At 74.0% G+C, this 18,451-nt stretch carries 19 protein-coding genes; 14 read left to right on the top strand and 5 right to left on the bottom strand.

The annotated features are described in order from the left end of the window. Positions 1-18 precede the first annotated feature (18 nt). Positions 19-1,326: a citrate synthase gene (locus QRT05_RS05640; RefSeq protein ID WP_289445967.1), complete on the top strand. Its 1,308-nt coding sequence runs from the start codon at positions 19-21 to the stop codon at positions 1,324-1,326. Positions 1,327-1,329: 3 nt separating this feature from the next. On the opposite strand, the gene QRT05_RS05645 is transcribed toward QRT05_RS05640, so the two are convergent. Further along, a complete protein-coding gene (locus tag QRT05_RS05645; RefSeq protein ID WP_289445968.1) occupies positions 1,330-2,232 on the bottom strand; it encodes a hypothetical protein in 903 nt (300 codons plus the stop codon). A 2-nt stretch (positions 2,233-2,234) separates the two neighbouring features. Further along, positions 2,235-3,185, bottom strand: a complete 951-nt coding sequence (gene dapD, locus QRT05_RS05650; protein WP_289445969.1) for a 2,3,4,5-tetrahydropyridine-2,6-dicarboxylate N-succinyltransferase — start codon at positions 3,183-3,185, stop codon at positions 2,235-2,237. Positions 3,186-3,866: 681 nt separating this feature from the next. Here dapD and dapE point away from each other — a divergent pair. The 6 genes from dapE to QRT05_RS05680 all read left to right on the top strand — a co-directional run bounded on the left by dapE (position 3,867) and on the right by QRT05_RS05680 (position 9,933). After that, complete coding sequence (dapE, locus tag QRT05_RS05655) at positions 3,867-4,940, top strand: succinyl-diaminopimelate desuccinylase (protein WP_289445970.1); 1,074 nt, start codon at positions 3,867-3,869, stop codon at positions 4,938-4,940. A 37-nt stretch (positions 4,941-4,977) separates the two neighbouring features. Continuing rightward, positions 4,978-5,799, top strand: a complete 822-nt coding sequence (locus QRT05_RS05660; protein WP_289445971.1) for an LOG family protein — start codon at positions 4,978-4,980, stop codon at positions 5,797-5,799. Further along, on the top strand, positions 5,796-6,710 hold the full coding sequence (gene folP, locus QRT05_RS05665; RefSeq protein ID WP_289445972.1) for a dihydropteroate synthase: 915 nt from the start codon (positions 5,796-5,798) through the stop codon (positions 6,708-6,710). Before QRT05_RS05660 ends, folP begins: the two co-directional genes overlap by 4 nt. Then, positions 6,707-7,978, top strand: coding sequence for a hypothetical protein (locus tag QRT05_RS05670; RefSeq protein ID WP_289445973.1), 1,272 nt, complete (start codon positions 6,707-6,709; stop codon positions 7,976-7,978). Before folP ends, QRT05_RS05670 begins: the two co-directional genes overlap by 4 nt. Before the next feature lie 144 nt (positions 7,979-8,122). Next, complete coding sequence (locus tag QRT05_RS05675; protein WP_013772033.1) at positions 8,123-8,290, top strand: DUF3117 domain-containing protein; 168 nt, start codon at positions 8,123-8,125, stop codon at positions 8,288-8,290. Positions 8,291-8,298: 8 nt separating this feature from the next. After that, positions 8,299-9,933: a leucyl aminopeptidase family protein gene (locus QRT05_RS05680; protein ID WP_289445974.1), complete on the top strand. Its 1,635-nt coding sequence runs from the start codon at positions 8,299-8,301 to the stop codon at positions 9,931-9,933. A gap of 45 nt (positions 9,934-9,978) precedes the next feature. Here QRT05_RS05680 and QRT05_RS05685 read toward each other — a convergent pair whose 3' ends face one another. Then, positions 9,979-10,611 carry an O-methyltransferase gene (locus QRT05_RS05685; protein WP_289446121.1) on the bottom strand — a complete coding sequence of 211 codons (633 nt, stop codon included), beginning with the start codon at positions 10,609-10,611 and terminating at the stop codon, positions 9,979-9,981. Positions 10,612-10,789: 178 nt separating this feature from the next. Between QRT05_RS05685 and sigE the strand changes: the two genes are divergently transcribed. Genes sigE through QRT05_RS05720 form a run of 7 tightly spaced genes read left to right on the top strand, consistent with a single transcriptional unit; the run spans position 10,790 to position 17,045 of the window. Next, on the top strand, positions 10,790-11,407 hold the full coding sequence (sigE, locus tag QRT05_RS05690; protein WP_289445975.1) for an RNA polymerase sigma factor SigE: 618 nt from the start codon (positions 10,790-10,792) through the stop codon (positions 11,405-11,407). Next, positions 11,404-12,387: a zf-HC2 domain-containing protein gene (locus QRT05_RS05695; RefSeq protein ID WP_289445976.1), complete on the top strand. Its 984-nt coding sequence runs from the start codon at positions 11,404-11,406 to the stop codon at positions 12,385-12,387. Before sigE ends, QRT05_RS05695 begins: the two co-directional genes overlap by 4 nt. Then, positions 12,384-13,979, top strand: a complete 1,596-nt coding sequence (locus QRT05_RS05700) for a S1C family serine protease (protein ID WP_289445977.1) — start codon at positions 12,384-12,386, stop codon at positions 13,977-13,979. Before QRT05_RS05695 ends, QRT05_RS05700 begins: the two co-directional genes overlap by 4 nt. Before the next feature lie 35 nt (positions 13,980-14,014). Continuing rightward, positions 14,015-14,356, top strand: a complete 342-nt coding sequence (locus QRT05_RS05705; RefSeq protein WP_326522633.1) for a Sec-independent protein translocase family protein — start codon at positions 14,015-14,017, stop codon at positions 14,354-14,356. A gap of 53 nt (positions 14,357-14,409) precedes the next feature. Next, complete coding sequence (gene trpS / locus QRT05_RS05710; RefSeq protein WP_289445978.1) at positions 14,410-15,450, top strand: tryptophan--tRNA ligase; 1,041 nt, start codon at positions 14,410-14,412, stop codon at positions 15,448-15,450. Further along, positions 15,447-16,019 carry a 2'-5' RNA ligase family protein gene (locus QRT05_RS05715; RefSeq protein WP_289445979.1) on the top strand — a complete coding sequence of 191 codons (573 nt, stop codon included), beginning with the start codon at positions 15,447-15,449 and terminating at the stop codon, positions 16,017-16,019. Before trpS ends, QRT05_RS05715 begins: the two co-directional genes overlap by 4 nt. A gap of 9 nt (positions 16,020-16,028) precedes the next feature. Then, positions 16,029-17,045, top strand: coding sequence for a YihY/virulence factor BrkB family protein (locus QRT05_RS05720; RefSeq protein WP_289445980.1), 1,017 nt, complete (start codon positions 16,029-16,031; stop codon positions 17,043-17,045). Between the two features lie 37 nt (positions 17,046-17,082). On the opposite strand, the gene QRT05_RS05725 is transcribed toward QRT05_RS05720, so the two are convergent. Continuing rightward, complete coding sequence (locus tag QRT05_RS05725; protein WP_289445981.1) at positions 17,083-17,853, bottom strand: phosphotransferase; 771 nt, start codon at positions 17,851-17,853, stop codon at positions 17,083-17,085. Next, on the bottom strand, positions 17,850-18,377 hold the full coding sequence (locus tag QRT05_RS05730; RefSeq protein ID WP_289445982.1) for a DinB family protein: 528 nt from the start codon (positions 18,375-18,377) through the stop codon (positions 17,850-17,852). The genes QRT05_RS05725 and QRT05_RS05730 overlap by 4 nt, the downstream gene beginning before the upstream one ends. Positions 18,378-18,451 lie beyond the last annotated feature (74 nt).

The raw sequence follows: 18,451 nt of genomic DNA on the forward strand, positions 1-18,451 counted from the left end.
GCACCTGGGAGGCAACGCATGGCTGGAACCGAGACGACCGTCGGCAAGAAGGTCGAGCTCGTGGTCGACGGGACCTCGCGCGACCTGCCCGTCGTGCCGGCGACGGAGGGCAACGACGGCGTCGTCGTCTCGACCCTGCTGCGCGACACGGGCATGGTCACGGTGGACCCGGGCTTCATGAACACCGCGTCGTGCGAGTCGCAGATCACCTACATCGACGGCGACGCGGGCATCCTGCGCTACCGCGGCTACCCGATCGAGCAGCTCGCCGGCAAGGCGACGTTCCTCGAGGTGGCCTACCTGCTCATCAAGGGCGAGCTGCCCACCCCGGCCGAGCTGTCCGCGTTCGAGGAGCGCGTGAACCGGCACACCCTGGTGCACGAGGACTTCCGCACGTTCATGGGTACCTTCCCGCGCGGAGGGCACCCGATGGCCATCATGTCGTCGGCCATCAACGCGCTGTCCACGTTCTACCCCGAGTCGCTGGACCCGTTCGACGAGGAGACCGTCGAGCTCGCCACGGTGCTGATCCTTGCCAAGACGCGGACGATCACGTCGTACGTCCACCGCACCTCCAAGGGCGAGCCGCTGCTGTACCCCGACTACAGCCGCGGCTACGTCGAGGACTTCCTGCGCATGACGTTCGCCGTGCCCTACCAGCAGTACGAGCCGGACCCCGTGGTGGTCGACGCGCTCGACCAGCTGCTGATCCTGCACGCCGACCACGAGCAGAACTGCTCGACGTCGACGGTGCGCATCGTCGGCTCGTCGCACGCGAACCTGTACGCGTCGGTCGCGGCCGGCATCAACGCGCTCTCGGGGCCGCTGCACGGCGGCGCCAACGAGGCCGTGCTGAAGATGCTCAGCGAGATCAAGGCCAACGGCGGCGACGCCACTGAGTTCATGACGCGCGTCAAGAACAAGGAGGACGGCGTCCGGCTCATGGGCTTCGGCCACCGGGTCTACAAGAACTACGACCCGCGCGCGGCGATCGTGAAGAAGAGCGCCCACGCGGTGCTCGCGGCGCTGGGCAAGGACGACGAGCTGCTCGACCTGGCGATGGGCCTCGAGGAGATCGCGCTGTCCGACGACTACTTCGTGTCGCGCAAGCTCTACCCGAACGTCGACTTCTACACGGGCCTCATCTACAAGGCCATGGGCTTCGACCCGTCGATGTTCACGCCGCTGTTCGCGCTGGGCCGCATGCCCGGCTGGATCGCCCAGTGGCGCGAGATGATGCTCGACCCGCAGACCAAGATCGGCCGTCCCCGGCAGATCTACACCGGAGCGGTCGAGCGCGATTACGTGGGCCTCGACCTGCGCTAAGGCTCACGCGCCCTCGACGAGCGTGAGGCGGACCAAGCCGTCCCTCAGCTCGTCCGAGGATGGTGACCACTCGCCGGACGCGCGGTCCCACCGCTGGTCGGCGACCTCGACCGCGACCGTGCCCAGCGACGCGGCCGTCGCGACGGCCCACTGGCCGACGGCCCAGCCGAGCCGCCGCCGGTCGTCGCCCAACGCGCGCGCGTCGACCGTGACGGTGGTCGCCCCCTCGTCGTCGACGCCCGTCCGGGCCGGCAGCCTGCCGAAGTCCCGCCGGAGCCGCTCCCGCACCGCCTTCGCGTCGCCCGATCCCGGCTCCGCCGCGTTCAGGTCGCAGCGCAGGGAGGCCGGCGAGAATCCCGTGAGCGCCGAGGCGAACGCGCGGGCGCGGGGCTCGTGCTGGGCGTAGGCGTCGGGGAAGCCCGAGCGCTGGACCGCCTGGGCGGCCTGCGTGACGGGCATCGTCGCGAACCCGTCGACCTTGACCAGGTGGTCGAGGAACTTCCCCGTCGCGTACACCGGGTTCATGATCTGGTCCACGGTGCCCCATCCCTGCGAGGGGCGCTGCTGGAAGAGCCCGATCGAGTCTCTGTCGCCGTAGTCGATGTTGACCAGCCGCGACTCCTGCAGCGCGGTGGCCAGCCCGATGGTCGCGGCGCGCGCGGGCAGGCCGCGGCGGAGGGTGACCGCCGCGACCAGCGCGGCGTTCTGCGCCTGCGTGGTCGACAGCGCCACCTGCTCGGAGTCCTTGCCCGCGAAGCAGACCTCCGCCTGTGGCCGGGGCGGGCTCTGGCTGTCGAGCACGGCCACGACGCCCAGAACGGCACCCGTGAGCAGCACCAGGACTACGAGCACCGCGATCAGCGCGCCGACGGCGCTGCGTCGGCGACGTCGCGGCCGTCGAGCCACGCTCAGTTGGCGTGCAGGGCGCTGTTGAGCTCGACGCCGACGCCGGTGCGGGCCACGGCCTCGACGCCTCCGGTGAGCGAGTTGCGCCGGAACAGCACGCCGTCGGCTCCCGCGAGCTCGCGCGCCTTCGCGACCCTGCCGTCGTCGTCGCCCGCGAACCCGACCAGCGTCACCTTGGTGCCCGCCGTCACGTAGAGCCCGGCCTCGACCACGCAGTCGTCTCCGAGCGGGATGCCCAGGCCGGCGTTGGCGCCCAGGAGCGAGCGACGCCCCACCGAGACGACCAGGCGGCCACCGCCCGAGAGGGTGCCCATGATCGAGGCGCCGCCACCGATGTCCGAGCCGTCGCCGACCACGACGCCCGCCGAGATGCGGCCCTCGACCATCGACGTGCCGAGCGTGCCGGCGTTGTAGTTGACGAACCCCTCGTGCATCACGGTGGTGCCCGGTGCGAGGTGCGCGCCGAGGCGCACGCGGTCGGCGTCGGCGATCCGCACCCCCGTGGGCAGCACGTAGTCGACCATGCGGGGGAACTTGTCGACGCCCAGCACGGTGGGGGCGACGCCGTGCGCCGTGCGCAGGCGCAGGCGGGTGGCCTCGAAGCCCTCGACCGCGCACGGACCGCGGTCGGTCCACACGACGTTGGGCAGGACGGCGAACAGGCCGTCGAGATTCTGCCCGTGCGGTTGGACCAGGCGGTGCGAGAGCAGGTGCAGCCGCAGATAGGCGTCCGCGGTGTCCGCCGGGGCGGCGTCGAGGTCCACGACGGTGCGAACGACGACCACGCGGACCCTGCGCGCGTCGTCGGTCCGCTCGGCGGCCGCGAGCTCGGCGGGGACGACGGCGTCGTCGTCCGGGGTGCCGAGCGCGGGAGCGGGGTACCAGGTATCCAGGGTGACGCCGTCGAGGGTGACCGTGGACAGGCCGAACCCCCAGGCGGGACGTGAGGTCATGGGCGCAACCCTAGGCGACGGCCCGCCCTCACCACGATCCTCGGCCGGGTACCGGATACCCGTCGCCGCCCGCCGCTCCCGCGGCCGGGCCCCCCTGATCCGCAACGACCGCCAGCGGCCCGCCCGTCGGCCGCCGGCCCGATGGCCGGTCGAACCGGTGGTTGTCCACGGTTCACCAGCCGGAAGCGTGGACAACCACCGGTTCGGGGGCCGGACGCGTGGACAACCACCGGTTCGGCAGCCGGCCGGCCAGGAGGTGGCCGCGAGCCTCAAGTTGGGGGCGACCTGACGGGTCGATGCGGCCACACCTTGGGGTTGACGCCAGAGGACCAGCTGGTGTGCGCTGATCGGCCGGTACGCGGACGATCGGGCGACGGTGCCGACCGGCCTCGCCACGTCGACCACCCCCGCCACGGGGTCGAGCCGGTGGTTGTCCACGGTTCAACGGCTGCAAGCGCGGAAAACGACCGGTTCAGCGGCCGGAAGCGCGGACGACCACCGGTTCGGCAGCCGGACGCGTGGATAACCACCGGTTCGGCAGCCGGCCGGCCGGAGGTGGCCGCGAGCCTCAAGTTGCGGGCGGTCCGACGGGTCGATGCGGCCGCAACATGAGGCTCGGCGCACGCGGACCGGCTGGCCCCGCGGCCGGGCAGGAGGGGGGTGGGCGCTAGGGTCGCCCGTGTGACTCGACTGGACCTCACCGGCGACCTCGTGGAGCTCACGCGCGCGCTGTGCGACCTCCCTTCGGTGAGCGGCGACGAGCGCGCGATCGCCGATGCCATCGAGCAGGCGCTGCGCGCGTACCCCCATCTGGAGGTGCTGCGCGACGGCGACGCCGTGGTCGCGCGCACGTCGCTCGGCCTGCCGTCACGGGTGGTCATCGCGGGCCACATCGACACCGTCCCGATCGCGGGCAACCTCCCGACGAGGCTGGTCGACGGCGAGCTGTGGGGCCGCGGCGCGGTGGACATGAAGGCCGGCGTCGCGGTGCAGCTGGCGCTCGCGGCGGTGCTCGACGCCCCGACGCGGGACGTGACGTGGGTGTTCTACGACCACGAGGAGGTCGCGGCCGACCTCAACGGCCTGGGGCGCCTGGTCCGGACCCACCCCGAGTGGCTGGCGTGCGACTTCGCGGTGCTGGGCGAGCCGACCGCGGGCGGGCTCGAGGGCGGCTGCAACGGCACGCTGCGCGCCGAGGTCCGGCTCACCGGCGTGGCGGCGCACTCGGCGCGCGCGTGGATGGGCGTCAACGCGATCCACTCCGCGGGGGAGGTGCTGCGGCGCCTGGAGGCCTACGAGCCGCGCACCGTGCACGTCGACGGGCTCGACTACCGGGAGAGCCTCAACGCGGTGCTCGTCTCGGGCGGCACGGCGGCGAACGTCATCCCCGACGCCTGCGTCGTGACGGTGAACTACCGGTTCGCGCCGTCCTCGAGCCCCGAGCAGGCGGCCGACCACGTGCGCGCGCTCTTCGACGGGTACGACGTGGTCGTCACGGACTCCGCCCCCGGCGCACGCCCCGGCCTCGACGCGCCCGCCGCGCAGGAGTTCGCCGCGGCGGTGTTGGGCATCACGGGCGGCGCGCCCGCACCGAAGTTCGGCTGGACGGACGTCGCCCGGTTCTCCGCGCTCGGCATCCCCGCGGTCAACTTCGGTCCCGGCGACCCGCTGCTGGCCCACAAGGTGGACGAGCGGTGTCCGGTGGACCAGATCCACATGGCGTTCCGGGCACAGCTGGCGTGGCTCACGGCCTGAGCGCCCTGAACCCTGCGACGGCCCTAGAGTCGGTGGCATGAGCGACGACGGTCAGCCGGCCCCCGGGCACGGCTATCGCAAGGGTCCGGTGCTGCTGCGCGGCGGGCAGATACCGGCCACCACCTCGGACCAGCGTCTGCTCAGCGGCGCCGGTGACACGACGTGGCTGAGCGGCGACCCGTGGCGGGTCATGCGCATCCAGAGCGAGTTCGTGGAGGGCTTCGGTGCCCTGGCGGACGTGGGCCCCGCGGTCAGCGTGTTCGGCTCCGCCCGGACCAAGCCCGACCACCCTGACTACGCGCACGGCGTGGCGGTCGGGGCCGGGCTCGTCCGCGCCGGCTACGCGGTCATCACCGGCGGCGGCCCGGGCATCATGGAGGCGGCCAACAAGGGGGCCAAGGAGGGGGGCGGGGTCTCCGTCGGCCTCGGCATCGAGCTTCCCTTCGAGCAGGGCATGAACGACTACGTCGACCTCGGCGTCAACTTCCGGTACTTCTTCGCCCGCAAGACGATGTTCGTCAAGTACTCGCAGGGCTTCGTCGTCCTGCCCGGTGGTTTCGGCACCTTCGACGAGCTCTTCGAGGCGCTCACCCTCGTCCAGACGCACAAGGTCATGGAGTTCCCCATCGTGCTCATCGGGCGCGACTACTGGCAAGGCCTCCTGGACTGGGTCAGCGGGCCCGTCATGGAGCGCGGCCTGATCGGGCCGGCCGACCACGACCTCATCCAGCTCGTCGACTCGGCCGACGAGGCCGTCGAGATCGTCCTCGCTCGCGGGGCCGAGCTGCGCGCCGCCGAGGCGGAGGCGGTGGCAGACACGGCGGCCGCGCAGCAGGCGGCGCAGGACGCCTCGTCGTGATCCCGGGCGTCCCAGCGCCCGGCGCCCCCCTGCGGCTGCGTGACCGCACCTTCGACGCCGGCCGCCTCGTGGTCATGGCCGTCGTCAACCGCACGCCCGACTCGTTCTACGCGCCGGCGCGGTACGGCGACGACGCCGCGGCCGACGAGGCCGTCGCGCGCGCCGCCGGCGAGGGCGCCGACATCGTCGACCTCGGTGGCGTGCGCGCAGGGCGCGGGCCCGTGGTGAGCGTCGAGGAGGAGATCGCGCGCGTGGTGCCGTTGGTGGCGCGCGTGCGGGCCCGGCACCCCGACCTGCTCGTGAGCGTCGACACCTGGCGGTCTCCGGTGGCGCGGGCGGCCGGCGAGGCGGGAGCCGACCTCGTCAACGACACGTGGGCCGGCCACGACCCGGAGCTGGTCGAGGTGGCCGCCGAGCTCGGCATGGGCGTCGTCTGCTCGCACACCGGTGGGGTGCGCCCGCGCACCGACCCGTTCCGGGTGCAGTATCCCACCGACGCGGTCGACCCGCTCGACGGCGTGGTGGAGGACGTCGTCTCGACGGTCTCGGCCGGTGCCGCCCGGGCCGTGTCGCTCGGCATCGACCCCGCGAGCGTCCTCGTCGACCCCACCCACGACTTCGGCAAGAACACGTGGCACTCGCTCCACCTCGTGCGTCGCACGCAGGCCCTGGTCGCACTCGGGCACCCGGTGCTCATGGCGCTGTCGCGCAAGGACTTCGTGGGCGAGACGCTCGACCTGGCGGCCGACGACCGCCTCGAGGGGACGCTCGCCGCGACGTCGGTGGCCGCGTGGCTCGGCGCGCGCGTGTTCCGGGTGCACGACGTCCGCTCCACCCGTCGCACGCTCGACATGGTGGCCTCGATCCGCGGCGAGCGCGCCCCCGCCCGCGCGGTGCGAGGGCTCGTGTGAGCGAGCAGCCGACGACGACGGAGCCCGAGCAGCACGCCCGCGAGGGCCAGGTGCGCGCGCTGCCCGCGTGGCACCCGCGCGCGTGGCCCTGGTGGGTCCGGGCGCTCTCGGTCTACGCCGCGGCACGCGTGCTCAGCGCCGTGGTCCTGGTGCTCACCGCACAGCACCAGGAGGCGAGCTACTGGGCTGAGGCGAAGCCCTCGTACCTCGAGTTCACCGGACGCTTCTGGGACGCGGACTGGTACCGCCAGGTGGCGGAGGATGGCTACCCGGCCCAGCTGCCCCGCGGCGACGACGGCCAGGTCGTGCAGAACGCCTGGGCCTTCTACCCGCTGTTCCCGATGGTCGTCCGCGCCCTGATGTCGCTCACGGGTGCGCCGTTCCACCAGGTCGCACCGCTGCTGGCCGTGGTGCTCGGCGGCGTCGCGATGGTGGTGATCCACCGGCTGATCACGGTCGGCGCTCCGCGGGCGGTCGCGGCCCGGCCCGGCCTGCCCCTCGCGACGGTGGCCCTGGTCAGCGCGTTCCCCACCGCGGTGGTGCTGCAGATCGGCTACACCGAGTCGCTCGCGCTGCTGCTGGTCGCGCTCGCGCTGCTCATGCTGGTGCAGCGGCGCTACCTCGAGACGGCGGCGGTCGTCGTCGCGCTCGGTTTCACGCGCGCCGTGGCCCTGCCGATGGCCGTGGTGATCGTCGTGCACGCGCTGGTGCGGTGGCGGCGCAGCAGGGCCGGGAGCGACACCCTGACCCGGCGTGACGTCGGCGCCCTCGGGGGGCTGACCGTGGCGGCCGCCGTCTCCGGGGTCGCGTGGCCGCTCATCTGCGGCTGGGTGACGGGCGAGCCCGACGCCTACCTCCAGACTCAGGCCACCTGGCGCGGCGTGGCCGACGTGACGCCCTTCAGCTCGTGGGGGTACGTCAGCCGCTTCTGGTTCGGCAACCTGGCGCCCTGGGTGCTGCTGGCCTCGTTCGCGCTCGTGGTCGCCGTGCTCGTGGTGCCGGCGGCGTGGCGGCTGGGCCCCGAGCTGCACGCGTGGCCCGCCGCCTACCTGCTCTACATCGCCGGTGCCGTCGAGCCGAGCAGCAGCCTCGCGCGCTTCCTGCTGCTCGCGTTCCCGCTCGGGGCGGTCACCGCGGGCGTGGTGACGCGACCGGCAAGGGCGCGGCGGCTGTGGCTCGCGCTCGTGCTCCTGGCGATGCTGTACCTGCAGGCGGTGTGGGTGTGGGACATGTGGCGGCTGGCTGGGCCGACCGGGTGGCCGCCGTGACCGGTGACCCGTGCGGAAGTCGTGTGTCCGCCTCGTGAACTAGGATGGTCGACGGACAACCGGCAGCTGGGCCGCAGGTGGCGCGCGTGAGAACGCGGCCAGGACGGCCCGGTCGGGAAGCACGAGGCGAAGGAGAGGCCCCGCATGGCCGCGATGAAGCCGAGGACCGGTGACGGACCGCTCGAGGTGACCAAGGAGGGCCGTGGCATCGTGATGCGCGTCCCGCTCGAGGGCGGTGGACGTCTGGTGGTCGAGCTCAACGCGACCGAGGCCGCCGAGCTGGGTGAGGCGCTCACCTCCGTCGTCTCCTGACGAGTCGGATGGCACGCACGGACGGCGGGACCGGATCCGGGCGGACGAGCGTCGCCCGCTGGAGCATCGGCAGGACACCTCCGGAGGTCACCCTCGTCGGCGGCCAGCTCGGTGACGGCGCCCTCGCGGACGGCACGACGCTGGCCGACGGCAGCATCGACGCCGTCGCCATCCCCCTGCTGACCGGCGTCGAGGGGGACGTCGGCGCGCAACCCGGCGAGGGTGCTGCCGCCGCGGCGGCCCTCTACGGGATCGACCTGGCGGAGATCGCCGACCGCACCCAGCTGACCGGCGCGGCAGGCGAGTCCTACGTGCTGCAGCTGCCCAGGGCGGTCGGCTCTGCCGTCGCGCTCCCGTGGACCGGTCTGCCGCTCCGGATCATCCTGATCGGGCTCGGTGCGCACTCCGGCACGGACCTGCGTCGAGCCGGGGCGGCCCTGGCTCGCGCCAGCGCCGGGCTCGGGCGCGTGCTGACCACCGCCGGCGTCCAGCCCGGCTGGTCGGCGTCGCAGGTCGCCGAGGCGGCCCGCGCGTTCGTCGAGGGCTACCTGCTCGCGGCGTACGCGCCACCCACCGCTGCCGCCGCCAAGCCCGAGCAGCCCGCCGAGCTGGTCCTGCTGGGCCGCGACGGCACGCGCGTCAGCGCCGCGGTCGACGCCGCCCGCACCGCCGCCCGCGCCACGTGGCTCGTGCGCGACCTGGCCATCACGCCCTCGAGCACCAAGACCCCCGCCTGGTTCGCGGACCAGGCCAAGCGCCTGGCCTCGCGCGGCGGTCTCGAGGCACGGGTGCTGGGGCCTCGCGAGCTGGCCGCCCAGGGTTTCGGTGGCATCCTCGCGGTCGGCTCCGCGTCCACGTCCCCGCCCAGGCTCGTCGCCGTCACCTACACCCCGGCCGGTGCGACCGCCGGCAAGCACGTCGCGCTCGTCGGCAAGGGCATCACCTACGACACGGGCGGCCTGAGCATCAAGCCGCGCGAGGCGATGGTGCCCATGAAGTCCGACATGACGGGTGCGGCGGTTGCGCTCGCGGCGGTGCTCGGAGCCGCCGAGGCGGGCGTCCTGCACCGGGTGACCGCGGTGCTGCCGCTGGCCGAGAACCACGTCGGGGCCGCCTCGTACCGACCCGGCGACGTGCTGCGCGTGTACGGCGGGACGACCGTCGAGATCGCCAACACCGACGCCGAGGGCCGCATCGTGCTCGCCGACGCCCTCGCCTGGGCCGACGCGGAGCTGGACCCGGACGTGCTGATCGACGTCGCCACCCTGACCGGCGCCGCCACGCTGGGCCTGGGCAGGCAGCATGCCGCCCTGTACGGCACCGACGAGCGCCTGGTGGCGGCCCTCGCCTCGGCGGGCGACGCCTCGGGCGAGCTCGCCTGGCGCATGCCGCTGGTGGAGGAGTACGAGGACGCGGTGCACTCCGACGTCGCCGACCTGCGGCACGTGCCGAGCGACCGGCACATCGGCGGCGGGTCCATCACCGCGGCGCTGTTCCTCCGGCACTTCGTGGGCGACCGCGCGTGGGCGCACCTCGACATCGCCGGTCCGGCCCGCTCGTCCTCCGCCAAGCACGAGGTCAACGAGGGGCCCACCGGGTTCGGTGCGCGCCTGCTCCTGCGGTACCTCGCCGACCTGCACTGACGCCGGGTCGCTGGGCGGGCCCGTCCCACTCGCCGGTGAGTCGGCTCAGCGTCTGACGGCGACCAGCAGCCCGTCGCCCGTCGGCAGCAGCGCGGGCAGCAGACGGTCGTCGGTGCGGACCGTGCGCCCCAGCTCCCGGATCGCCGTCGTGGTCTCGTCGCGCCGCGCGGGGTCGGCCACCCGGTCGTGCCAGAGCGCACCCGCCACGGCCAGCACGCCGCCCGGGCGCAGCAGCCGGACGGCCTGCTCCACGTAGGCCGACGCGTTCTCCTTGTCGGCGTCGACGAGCACCAGGTCGTAGGCGCCGTCGGTCAGGCGCGGCAGCACGTCGAGCGCCCGGCCCGAGATGGTCCGCGTACGGGCGGCGCGCACGCCCGCGTCGGCAAACGCCTCCTTGGCCGCGCGCTGGTGCTCGACCTCGAGGTCGATGGTGGTCAGGACGCCGTCCTCCGGCATGCCGCGGAGCAGGTAGACCGACGAGACGCCGGCGCCGGTCCCGATCTCGACGACGGCCCTGGCCCCCGCCGCAGCGGCGAGCACCGCCAGCGCGGCCCCCGTGCCCGGGGGGACGGGGGTGCAGCCCAGCTGGCCCGCGCGCTCGCGCGCGCCGAGCAGGACCTCGTCCTCAGGGACGAACTCCTCGCAGTAGACCCAGCTGCTGGCCTTGTCGGTGGAGATGGCGGCCTCCCGTGCCGATGAGGGACATGAACCCGCGGTCGCAGGCGGGCCCAGCGTAGTCCCGGCGTGGAGCCCGGTAGCGGACGCGGAACTTTCCGCGCGCGTGCCGCGTTGCACCCGATGCGACGCATCCGCTCCCGCCTGGGATGCTGGTGCCCCGTACCACCCGAGGAGTCCTGTGCCGTCCACCCCCCAGCCCGGCTGGCAGCCGCCGTCGTGGGAGCAGATCGTGCGCGATCACTCTGCCCGCGTCTACCGGCTCGCCTACCGGCTCACGGGCAACCGGCACGACGCCGAGGACCTCACGCAGGAGACGTTCGTCCGCGTCTTCCGGTCGCTGCACACCTTCCAGCCGGGCACGTTCGAGGGCTGGATGCACCGCATCACGACCAACCTGTTCCTCGACCAGGCGCGCCGCCGCCAGCGCATCCGCATGGACGCGATGGGCGAGGAGGCGGACCGCTACCCCACGGCCGACCAGCTGGCCGCTCCCGAGCGGGCCTTCGAGCACGACAACCTCGACTACGACATCCAGCGCGCGCTCGACGACCTGCCGCCGGAGTACCGCGCGGCCGTCGTCCTGTGCGACATCGAGGGGCTGTCGTACGAGGAGATCGCCGTCACCCTCGGCATCAAGCTCGGCACGGTCCGCTCGCGCATCCACCGCGCCCGCGCGCGGCTGCGGGTCTCGTTGGAGCACCGCGCGCCTGCGGCTATCCATGGCGCTGCGCGGGGGACGGCTCTCGCCGACGCTGCGGAGCTGCTGGCCGACGCCCCCGGCGAGGTCCGGGCGTGAGCCACCTCGGTTCGCGGCTCAGCGCGCTCGCCGACGGCCAGCTCGCGCCCGCTGCGGCCGAGCGCGCCATGGCGCACGTAGCGGCGTGCGCCGAGTGCGCCGCCGAGCTCGCCGCCGCGCGCGCCGCACGTGCGGCACTCTCCTCGGCGGCCGACCCCGTCGACCCCGCGCCCGACCTCGCCGCGCGGCTGCTGTCGCTCGCACCGTCGGAGCCACCGGCAGGTCCGCCGCGTGCGGCCGACCCGTTCGCGCCGCCCTCGCGCCGCACGGCCCACGACGTCGCCTCGTACGGCCTGCACCGCGGGCCGGCCCGTCGCGTCTGGGCCGCGCGCACGGGCGGTGCCCTCTGCGGAGAGGTCCCGCTGCGCAGGGTCTCGACCCGCCTGGTGGTGGGCTCGCTGGCGGGGGTGGGCGCGGTCGCCGCGATGCTGTTCGTGCTCGGGGAGCGTCCGACGATGGCGCCCGAGGGGGCGCTGAGCGCCGACCTGGAGCTGCTGGGCCAGGCGACCACCGGGGCGTCCGGGAGCGGCGTGCGCGCCGCAGTGGCTCGGGACCTCGAGGACGGCGACGAGTCCGACGAGTGGCTCGCCGAGCACGGCTGGCCCTTCCCGGCCGACCTGCCCGCGGGTTGGGTCGTGACCGACGTGCGGCCCGCCGCGGACGGCGGGGTCGAGATCGACGTCGCGGGTCCCGACGGGCCCGTCGTGGTGACCGAGCAGGCCGGCCGGCTCGACTCGGAGCGTCTGGACGGCGCCGAGCAGCTGACCCTCGGCGGACGCGAGGTGGCCCTCCTGTCCCGCGAGCCGTGGCACGTGGTGTGGCAGTCGGGCGCCACCGTGGTGCAGGTGGTCGCGGCGCACGAGTCCGACGCGGCCGCCGATCTCGTGGCAGGCTTTCCGGGCGGCCGGTTCGACGACGGCGTCCCCGCACGGATCCAGCGCGGGTGGACCACGGTGACAGGAGTGTTCGACCAGTCATGACGACGCCCGACGAGCGGCCCGGCCCTTCCCCGGAGCCGACGCCGCCCTGGTTCGCGTCGCCTGGTGGCACCCGGCCGATCCCGCCCGGGCCCGGGCCCGCGCCCGCAGACCCGGCGTCGAGCGCGCCCGGGGCGGGGGAGCCCGCAGGGCCCGTACCGGCAACGCCGGAACCCGCAGCGCCCGCGTCGGCACCGTCCCAGCCCGCAGCGCCCGGGCACGCCGCGGCCGCGTCCGCACCGGTCGCCCCGTCAGGCGCGAGCGCGCCCGACGACACCGCACCTCTGCCGCCCGTCGAGCACGCGCCGTGGTCGCTCGAGGCGCAGCAGGCGTCGGCGTCGGCCCACCAGGAGCCCGTCGCCGCGGCGCCGTCGGTTCCCGGCTACGACGGCACACCGTTCGGCGCCGCCCAGGCACCCGAGCAGCCGCAGGGCTGGCCGCCGGGCGCCCCCGTGCACGCTGGGCAGCCTGCGGTGGTCCGCATCCGCAAGCGCCGGACCCTGTCCGTCGCCTGGGTGGTCCCGCTCCTGGTGCTCGCCATGCTCGCGGGGCTGGTCGGTGGGCTCGTGGGAGCCAACCTGTCGCACGACGACCATCTCACGTCCGCCGACCTTCCGACGCACGCCGCGGGCTCGCCGGCGACCGGGCCGCAGCGCGCGCCCGACTCCGTGGCGGGCATCGCCCAGAGCGTGCTGCCCAGCGTCGTCTCGATCGAGGCGACCTCGGGCGACGGCGGCGCCGCGACGGGCACGGGCTTCGTGCTGCGCGAGGACGGGTACCTGCTGACCAACAACCACGTCGTGGCGGGCGCCGCGGGCGCGGGCGGGACGCTCACCGTGACGTTCCCCGACGGCCGGGAGCGCGACGCGCGGATCGTGGGCCGCACGCCCGACTACGACCTCGCCGTGATCAAGGTCGACGAGAAGGGGCTCACGCCGCTCGTCCTGGGGGACTCGGGCGACGTCGCGGTGGGTGACCCCGTGGTGGCCGTCGGCGCTCCGCTGGGTCTCGCGGGGACCGTCACGACGGGCATCGTGAGCGCCCTCAACCGTCCGGTGTCGGCGGGCGACGCGGCGGACATCGCGTTCATCAACGCGATCCAGACCGATGCGGCGATCAACCCGGGCAACTCGGGAGGGCCGCTGGTCGACGCGGCGGGCGAGGTCATCGGCATCAACTCGGCCATCGCCCAGCCGCCCGGCGGCGTCGGGGGCGTGGGCGGCAGCATCGGCCTGGGCTTCGCCATCCCGTCGAACCAGGCGCGCCGCACGGCGGAGCAGCTCATCGAGTCCGGCCGCGCCACCTACCCGATCATCGGCGTCTCGCTCGACCGCAGCTACGTGGGCGAGGGCGTCAAGGTCGCCACGGAGCCGCAGGGCGGCACCAGCCCGGTCACGCCCGACGGGCCCGCCGACCGGGCCGGCATCCGGCCGGGTGACGTGGTCCTGACGATCGACGGTCGCCCGGTCACCGACCCGAACGAGCTCATCGTGGCGATCCGGGCGCACACGCCGGGCGACGTCGTCGAGCTGTCGGTGCGCACCGGCGACTCCGAGCGGACCGTCCGGGTCACGCTCGACGAGGCGGGGGACTGACCGTGCCGGGCAGGCGCGAGAGGTAGCCTGAGCCGGTGTTGTTCGACATCAACGGCGGGGAGCTGCTGGTCCTCCTCGTCGTCGCGGCCATCGTCATCGGCCCCCAGCGGCTGCCCGGCTACGCCGAGCAGCTGGGCGCGCTGGTGCGCAAGGCTCGTGTGTGGATGAAGGACGCCAAGGGCCGGATCGACACCGAGATGGGCGACGACGCCCTCGACGTCGACTGGACGACGCTGGACCCGCGGCGGTACGACCCGCGCCGGATCGTGCGCGACGCGCTGCTCGAGCCGGACGTGCGGCAGGTGCCCGCCGCGGCGAAGGCCACGCCGCTGGCCACCGTCGCTGGAGCGGCGCCGTTCGACGACGAGGCCACCTGACCGCGCGTCGGAATGGTGCTGAACACCCACCCGCGTACTGACAGAATGGTCGAATGGCTGTGAGCCCCTCCTCGTCGCGCATCTTCTCCGGGATGCAGCCCACGTCGGACTCCCTTCAGCTCGGGAACTACCTGGGCGCACTGACCCAGTGGGTCGCGCTGCAGGAGGGCAACCAGGCCATCTACTGCGTGGTGGACCTGCACGCCCTGACCGTCGGGCCGGACCCGGCCGTGCTGCGCGAGCGCACGCGCCGCACCGCTGCCCAGTACCTCGCGGCGGGCGTCGACCCGGAGCGCAGCCTGCTGTTCGTGCAGTCACAGGTGCCCGAGCACGCCGAGCTGGCCTGGTTGCTCTCGTGCCACACGGGGTTCGGCGAGGCCGGCCGCATGACGCAGTTCAAGGACAAGTCCGGCAAGCAGGGGGCCGAGGGCACCACGGTCGGCCTGTTCACCTACCCCGTGCTGATGGCCGCGGACATCCTGCTCTACGACACGCACCTGGTTCCCGTGGGTGAGGACCAGCGCCAGCACCTCGAGCTCACGCGCGACCTCGCGCAGCGGCTCAACGCGCGCTTCGGTGCCGGCACCGTCGTGGTGCCCGAACCGCACATCGTGAAGGCGACGGCCAAGATCTACGACCTGCAGGACCCGACGGCCAAGATGAGCAAGTCGGCGGCGTCGCCCAACGGGCTGATCGAGCTGCTGGACAACCCCAAGGTGATCGCCAAGCGCATCCGCTCCGCGGTGACCGACACCGAGCGTGAGATCCGGTTCGACCCCGTGAACAAGCCCGGGATCTCGAACCTGCTCACCATCTACTCCGCCCTCACGGGCCGGTCCGTCGCGGAGCTCGAGACCGCCTACGAGGGTCGCGGGTACGGCGACCTCAAGGTCGAGCTCGCCGAGGTGGTCGTGGACTGGGTCACGCCGTACCAGGAGCGGGTCCACGCCTACCTCGACGACCCGGCCGCCCTCGACGGGATCCTGGCCGACGGTGCCGACAGGGCGCGGGACATCGCCGCCGTGACCCTGGACCGGCTGTACGAGCGCTCCGGCCTTCTCGCCCGGCGCCCACGCGTGCGGGTCGGCGCATGAGGCTGCCGGAGCGATCCGGCGACCAGCTGCTCCTCGGGATCGCCATCACGGTCCCGGAACCGCACGGGTCGGTGCTGCAGGCGGCCCGGGGCCGCTTCGGCGACCCGATGGCGGCGTTCATCCCGCCGCACATCACGATCATCGGCCCCACGGCGGTGTCGCCCGAGGACGTGCCGCTCGTGGCCGCGCACCTCACCGAGGTGGCCGCGAGCCACGCGCCGTTCCAGGTGCGCCTGCGCGGCACGGGGACGTTCCGGCCCGTGTCCCAGGTGGCGTTCGTCCAGGTGGCCGACGGCATCTCGGCGTGCGAGCAGCTGGAGCGCGCGGCGCGCAGCGGTCCGCTCGCGCAGGAGCTGCGGTTCCACTACCACCCGCACGTGACTGTGGCGCACGAGCTGGAGGATGCCGCCCTCGACGAAGCGATCGACGAGCTGACCTCCTTCGACGCCACGTTCGTGGTGCAGTCGCTGGACTGCTACGAGCACGGCGCCGACGGCGTGTGGCGCGTGGTCCGCAGCCACGCGCTGACCGGCAGCGGTGCGGATGCCGAGGCGCAACGCCGCGCCTAGGGTCGGCGCATGAGTGAACCCGTGGGCGCCGGCCGGGCGCACCTCGCCGCGCCTCCCGACGACTCCACGGCCCCCGCGCAGGAGGCGCCCGCCGACCGGGCGACGGGGATCGGCGGTGTCGTCGCCCGCGTGAAGGCACTCCTCGCGTGGTGGCAGGAGAGCCGGCCCGGCCGGGCGAACGCACGCTTCATGGAGGCGGGCGGCGGCGTGATGACCGGCGGCATCGCCTACGCCGCGCTCTTCTCCGTCTTCGCCGGGCTCACCATCGGCTACACGGTCTTCATGGCGGTGCTGGGCGGCAACGACGAGCTCCGCCAGAAGGTGCTCGACTCGCTCAACGACAACCTGCCCGGCCTGATCGACACCGAGGGCACCGGCAAGGGCTTCGACCCGGAGACGACCTTCCAGCTCAGCGGCGGACTGACGGTCGCGGGGATCGTCGCGGTCGTGGTGCTCGTGCTCTCGGCGCTGTCCGCCACCGCGGCGCTGCGCACCGGCGTGCGCGCGATGTTCGCCGAGCAGAGCAAGGTCAACATGCTGGAGGGCAAGCTGCGCCAGCTCGGCGGGCTCGCCGGGATCGCGTTCGCCGTGCTGCTCTCGGCGATCCTCACCACCACGGTCGGCGCCGCGGCCCAGTGGGTGCTCGGCGCCCTCGGCTGGGACGACGCGGGCGGCGTGACGCTGCGGGTGGTGGGCGTCGTCGTGGCGTTCGCCGTCGACGCCGCGATGTTCCTGCTGCTCGTGACGTTGCTGGCGGGGGAGGACCCGCCGCGGCGGGACCTGCTGCTCGGTGCGGTGATCGCGGCCACGGGGATCGGCGTCGTGCGGTTCTTGGGCACCTCCGTGGTGGCCGGCAGCGTGAACAAGAACCCGTTGTTCGCGTCGGCGACTGTGATCGTGACGCTGCTGGTCTGGGTCAACCTCATCGCGCGCATCGTGCTGCTCGCGGCCGCCTGGGTCGCCGACCCGCCGCAGGCCGAGGAGTCCGAGGAGGCCGAGGGCCCTGAGGAGCCCGAGCCGGCCTGAGGCGGCGCCGACCGTCGGGCGACGTGAGGGGCTGGGCCTAGCGGAGCAGCGCGGCGACGCCGTCCCGGTTGCCGAGCAGCGTCGCGAGCCGTTGCCGGGTGCTGGCCGGCTCGTCCCTCTCGCCCAGCCGCAGCATGCCCGGGTCGCCCGCACGCTGGCCGCCCTCGATCCGGTCGCACGCGTCGGTCATGCGGACGAAGACGTGGTCGAGGATGGTCGCGGGTGCCGGACCGCCGTACGCGTCGGCGATGAGGACGAGGCCGTGCGCGGCCGCCGCGGGGTCCGTTCCGAGGTCGAGCAGGGGCGAGTTCCACGCGAGCATCGCCAGGTCGTCGAGCGGCACGCCCGGCCCGGCCACGTCCCAGTCGAAGACGCCGGCCAGGTCGTCGCCGTCGAATGCCATGTTGTACATCGCGCTGTCGTGGTGGCAGACGATCTGCCCCGGCGCGAGCGCCGATCGGACGAACCGCCAGCGTCGCTCACCGCGCGGGAACCCCGCGACCGCGCGGTGGTACTGGCGCAGCCACCGGGCGGCTGAAGCGAGCTGGGCGTCGGTCAGCGCGCGCTCACCGATGGGCACCACCTCGCCGGGCAGGTACGTGAGGATCTCGCGCCCCTGCTCGTCGATCCCCAGCACGCGGGGAATGTGGGGCAGGCCCTGGGCGTCCAGGTAGTCCAGGAGCTCGTGCACGGCCGGCGTCCAGGGCCCGGTGGGACGGCGGACCGTGTCGCCGACGAGCACCGCGCCGCCGACGTTGCCGCCCGGCAGGGGGACCTCCGCAGGCGCGAGCTCGGCGTCGCGGTTCATCGGGCACGCCATCGGTAGAGGTCGCGGAGGAGCGCGATCTCCGCACCGTGGTGCGCGAGCTCGTCCGTCGCGTGCACCACGAGCGCCGCCCACGGCGACTCGGCGAACGGTCCCCACCGCGGTCCCATCGGCTCCCAGATGCCGTCCTCGCCGAGGCCCTCCATGGTGTCCCGGAAGGCGGCGGCCGCGAGCCGCAGGTCCGCGACGGCCGGGGCGGACGTACCGTGCCAGGCTCGTCCGAGTACGGCGACCGGCCGGGGCACGGGCGAGGCGTGCAGGTAGTCGGCGAGGCAGTCGCTGGCCAGGTGCCACAGCCGCCACGCGATGGTCGTGACCGGAGCGGGCTCCGGGTCCGGGATCTCCCGCTCCGCCTCCCAGCCGTCCCCGACGGGTCGCACCGACCACGCGCCGTCGACGGGCTCCCACAGGTACTCGTCGTCCGTGAGCCCGGTGAGCCGCGCGTCGAGGCGGTTCCAGGCGTCGTCGTACCCGGCGAAGATCAGGGGCAGCACCGCGCGATCCATGCAGCGACCCTAGAGCCTCGGTCCGACAGAGCCCGGGTGCGACCAGGACCCGGCACCACGAGCCCGGATGCGAC

The organism is Cellulomonas edaphi (genome assembly GCF_030362815.1).
In the GTDB taxonomy this organism is placed as follows: domain Bacteria; phylum Actinomycetota; class Actinomycetes; order Actinomycetales; family Cellulomonadaceae; genus Cellulomonas; species Cellulomonas edaphi.